Origin of the sequence: Pseudomonas sp. K5002 (genome assembly GCF_013386655.1) — a bacterium.
Taxonomy (GTDB): domain Bacteria; phylum Pseudomonadota; class Gammaproteobacteria; order Pseudomonadales; family Pseudomonadaceae; genus Aquipseudomonas.
This window is the reverse complement of record NZ_JACARK010000714.1, coordinates 1-4,145: the sequence shown is the minus strand read 5'-3', so window position 1 is coordinate 4,145 and position 4,145 is coordinate 1. Positions and strand designations below refer to the sequence as shown.

The 4,145-nt window shown below is 60.8% G+C and carries 5 protein-coding genes; 2 read left to right on the top strand and 3 right to left on the bottom strand.

The window, feature by feature from the left end:
• From cysN to HX846_RS26915, 3 genes are all read right to left on the bottom strand, one after another.
• Positions 1-1,354 (bottom strand): sulfate adenylyltransferase subunit CysN (gene cysN / locus HX846_RS26925; protein WP_178966445.1); only part of this gene is annotated, 1,354 nt, incomplete at its 3' end.
• 9 nt (positions 1,355-1,363) lie between these two features.
• Positions 1,364-2,281 (bottom strand): sulfate adenylyltransferase subunit CysD, encoded by a 918-nt coding sequence (cysD, locus tag HX846_RS26920; protein ID WP_003208447.1) that lies wholly within the window; start codon positions 2,279-2,281, stop codon positions 1,364-1,366.
• 256 nt (positions 2,282-2,537) lie between these two features.
• The gene (locus tag HX846_RS26915) at positions 2,538-3,467 is read right to left on the bottom strand and encodes a metal ABC transporter solute-binding protein, Zn/Mn family (protein ID WP_256739983.1); all 930 of its coding nucleotides are present in this window, start codon (positions 3,465-3,467) and stop codon (positions 2,538-2,540) included.
• Positions 3,468-3,525: 58 nt separating this feature from the next.
• Between HX846_RS26915 and HX846_RS26910 the strand changes: the two genes are divergently transcribed.
• Positions 3,526-4,008 (top strand): Fur family transcriptional regulator, encoded by a 483-nt coding sequence (locus HX846_RS26910; protein WP_372242016.1) that lies wholly within the window; start codon positions 3,526-3,528, stop codon positions 4,006-4,008.
• The coding region (locus tag HX846_RS26905) for an ATP-binding cassette domain-containing protein (protein WP_178966443.1) at positions 4,008-4,145 on the top strand (138 nt) is incomplete at its 3' end. The genes HX846_RS26910 and HX846_RS26905, both read left to right, overlap by 1 nt.

The following is a 4,145-nucleotide window of genomic DNA, read 5'->3' as shown; positions in this document are numbered from 1 at the left end:
CCACGTGAGCCAGTTTGCCGTGCTGCGCCGCGCTGCCATGGGTCACCGGCGGCGCGATGATCATGCCCGCAGCCACGGTGCCGTTGGTCAAACGGTCGATGACGATGAACGAACCGGTGGTGCGGTTGCTCGCGTAACCGTCCAGGGCGATGACCGTGTCGAGGCTGACCTTGACCCGGCCGATCTCGTTCAACTGCAAGGCGCTCGCCGGGCCTTCTTCCAGGGTGTTCACATCCACGCGATGCACAATGCTGGTGATGGAACCCGGCACGTAGCTGGTGGCGCGCTTGATGTCATATTTCTTGCCCGGCAGCATCGGTTCTTCAGCCATCCACACCAGCATGGCGTCGAAAGCGTCGGTCACTTGCGGCACGTTGTCGGCATGCACCAGCAGGTCGCCACGGGAGATGTCGATTTCGTCTTCCATGGTCAGGGTCACGGCCTGGCCGGGACCTGCGTTTTCCAGTTCACCTTCAAAGGTGACGATGGATTTGACGCGGCTGCTCTTGCCCGACGGCAGCACCACGACTTCGTCGCCCTTGTGCACGATGCCGCTGGCCAGGGTGCCGGCAAAACCACGGAAGTTCAGGTTCGGACGGTTGACGTACTGCACCGGGAAACGCAGGTCGGTGTAGTTGCGGTCGTTGGCGATCTCGACGGTCTCGAGGATCTCCATCAGCGACTGCCCGGTGTACCAGGGCGAACGCTCGCTCTTGTTCACCACGTTGTCGCCCTTGAGGGCCGACATCGGCACGAAGGCCAGGGTGCTCGGCTTGAACGCGATACCGTCGGCAAACTTCAGGTAATCAGCCTTGATCGACTCGAATACGCTTTGGTCAAAGCCATTGATGTCCATCTTGTTGACGGCCACCACGATGTGCTTGATGCCCAGCAACGAGGCGATGAAGCTGTGGCGACGGGTCTGGGTCTGCACGCCGTAGCGGGCGTCGATCAGGATGATCGCCAGGTCACAGGTGGAGGCACCGGTGGCCATGTTGCGGGTGTACTGCTCATGGCCGGGGGTGTCGGCGATGATGAATTTGCGCTTGGCGGTGGAGAAGTAGCGGTAGGCAACGTCGATGGTGATGCCCTGCTCACGCTCGGCCTGCAGGCCGTCGACCAGCAACGCCAGGTCGATGTCGTCACCGGTGGTGCCGGATTTCTTCGAATCGCGGGTGATGGCTTCCAGGTGATCCTCGTAGATCATCTTGGAGTCGTGCAGCAGGCGCCCGATCAGGGTGCTCTTGCCGTCGTCGACGTTGCCACAGGTCAGGAAGCGCAACATTTCCTTGCGCTCGTGCTGGCCCAGGTAGGCGAGGATGTCCTCGCTGATCAAATCAGATTGATGCGACATGACAGCCCCTTAGAAATAGCCTTGACGTTTTTTATCTTCCATCGAGCCTGCACCATCGTGGTCGATGACACGGCCCTGGCGCTCGGAAGTTCGCGTCAGGAGCATTTCCTGAATGATGTCCGTCAGCGTCTCGGCTTCGGACTCCACCGCGCCCGTCAACGGGTAGCAGCCAAGGGTACGGAAACGTACTTTCTTTTTGACGATTCGGGCTTTGTCTTCGTCGGACAGGTGCTCGAGGATGCGGTCGTCGTCGATCATGATCAACGTGCCGTTCTTCTCGATCACTTCGCGTTCGGCGGCGAAGTACAGCGGGACGATCGGGATGCCTTCCAGGTAGATGTACTGCCAGATATCCAGCTCGGTCCAGTTGGACAGCGGGAACACACGGATCGACTCGCCTTTGTTGACATTGCCGTTGTAGACGTTCCACAGCTCCGGGCGCTGGTTTTTCGGGTCCCAGCGGTGCTTGCTGTCGCGGAACGAGTACACGCGCTCTTTGGCACGGGATTTCTCTTCATCGCGACGGGCACCGCCGAATGCAGCGTCGAAACCATACTTGTCGAGCGCCTGTTTCAGGCCCTCGGTCTTCATGATGTCGGTGTGCTTGGCGCTGCCGTGGGTGAACGGGTTGATGCCCTGCGCCACACCGTCCGGGTTGACGTGAGTGATCAACTCAAGACCAAGCTCTTCGACCATCTTGTCGCGGAACTTGTACATTTCCTGGAATTTCCAGCGGGTGTCGACGTGCATCACCGGAAACGGCAGCTTGCCCGGAAAAAAGGCCTTGCGTGCCAGGTGCAGCATCACGGCGGAGTCTTTACCGATCGAGTAGAGCATCACCGGGTTATCGAACTCGGCGGCGACCTCGCGGATGATGTGGATGCTTTCCGCCTCCAGCTGTTTCAGATGCGTCAGTTTGTCGACCATGGTTACTCACGGAAAAACGATCTTATGGACGGCCAGCGGGCCGTGTTCGAGCGGGGCATGCTAGCACAGCGCCTGATTCTATTGAGGGGGCTGGCTAGATCGAAACGGTATATCAATATACCGCTGGGTTTGGCCCGACTCGATCAAATGTGGGAGCGGGCTTGCTCGCGAATGCGGTGTGTCAGTCAATGCATATGGCGACTGATGCACCGCATTCGCGAGCAAGCCCGCTCCCACAGTGGTTATGCGGCGTCTGTCAGAGCGACTCCAGGCACCCAGCCAGGTCATTCCCCAGCTTCTCCAGCACCTGCTCATACCCCTGGGCGGAGGCCGGCGTGTAGCCGCCCAACGCATCCAGCTCCGCCAGCTTCACCGGCAAACCCGCCACCAGCGTTTCCGCCAGGCGCGGGCGCAACGGCGGCTCGCTGAACACACAAGTCTTGCCCACTTCCTGCAAACGCGTACGCATCGCTGCCACATGCTGGGCACCCGGCTGCACTTCTGCGGCCACACTGAACACCCCGGTGTGCTTGAGGCCGTAGGCATCTTCGAAGTAATCGAAGGCTTCATGGAACACGAAGTACGGCTTGCCGGCGACGTCCGCCATACGTGCCTTCAAGCGCGCGTCCAGTGCATCCATACGGCCATCAAAGGCCTTCACGTTGCTCTGGTAACGCTCGGCGTTCGCCGGGTCGGCAGCGCTGAGGTCCGCCGCCATGCGGTTCGCAATCACCCGGGCGTTGACCGTCGACAGCCACAAATGCGCATCCAGGCTACCCGGGCGATGGTCATGATCATGTTCGTCGGCATCTTCAGCATGGGAGTGGCTATCTTCGGCGAACCGACGCAGTTTCATTCCCGGAAGGTCCTGCACCGCCACCGTCGGCAAGCTGCGGCCTTTCAAGACACGCGGCAGAAAGCTTTCCATGTCCGGGCCGATCCAATACAGCAGGTCCACCGACTGCACGCGCCGTACGTCGGAAGGGCGCAACGCATAGTTATGCGGCGAAGCGCCCGGCGGCAGCAATACCTCGGGAATCGCCACGCCATCCTGCACAGCAGCAGCAATCAGTTGTAACGGTTTGATACTGGTCAGCACCCGAACCTCCGCCTGAGCGGCACCGGCAAGCAGCAAACTGGCGACAAATACGACAAAAACGGGAAAAAGTCTGGACACGATGACCACTCAAGGAGGCAGGAACAGGTAACATAATAACGTCTCTCACAAATATCTGTCGCCGCTCATGCCTAAAACACCGCTTGCCAGCCGTCCCCATGACCACTCTCACTGCGTGCACAGCGCACTGTCAGAGGCCGACGCACTGTGCGCGCGCCAAGGGCTGCGCCTGACCGCCCTGCGTCGCCGGGTGATGGAGCTGGTGTGGCAAAGCCAAAAGCCGCTGGGTGCCTACGACATCCTCGGCGTGCTCAGCGAGCAGGACGGCCGCCGCGCCGCGCCGCCCACGGTGTACCGCGCGCTGGATTTCCTGCTGGACAACGGCCTGGTGCACCGCATCTCGTCGCTCAACGCCTTTGTCGGCTGCAACCACCCGGAACACGCGCACCAGGGCCAGTTCCTGATTTGCCGCGAGTGCCACGCCGCCATCGAACTTGAGCAAAAAAGCATCAGCGACAGCATCATCAAGAGCGCCGGCGACGTCGGCTTTAAGGTCGAAGGGCAAACCGTCGAAGTCGTCGGTGTGTGCTCGGGCTGCCAGGGGGCTTGATGAGCACTGCGTTAATCCGCCTGGAGCAGGTCGGGGTCACGTTCGCCGGGCAAAACGTGCTGGACAACATCGCCCTGAGCGTCGAGCCAGGTCAGATCGTCACGCTGATCGGCCCCAACGGTGCCGGCAAGACCACC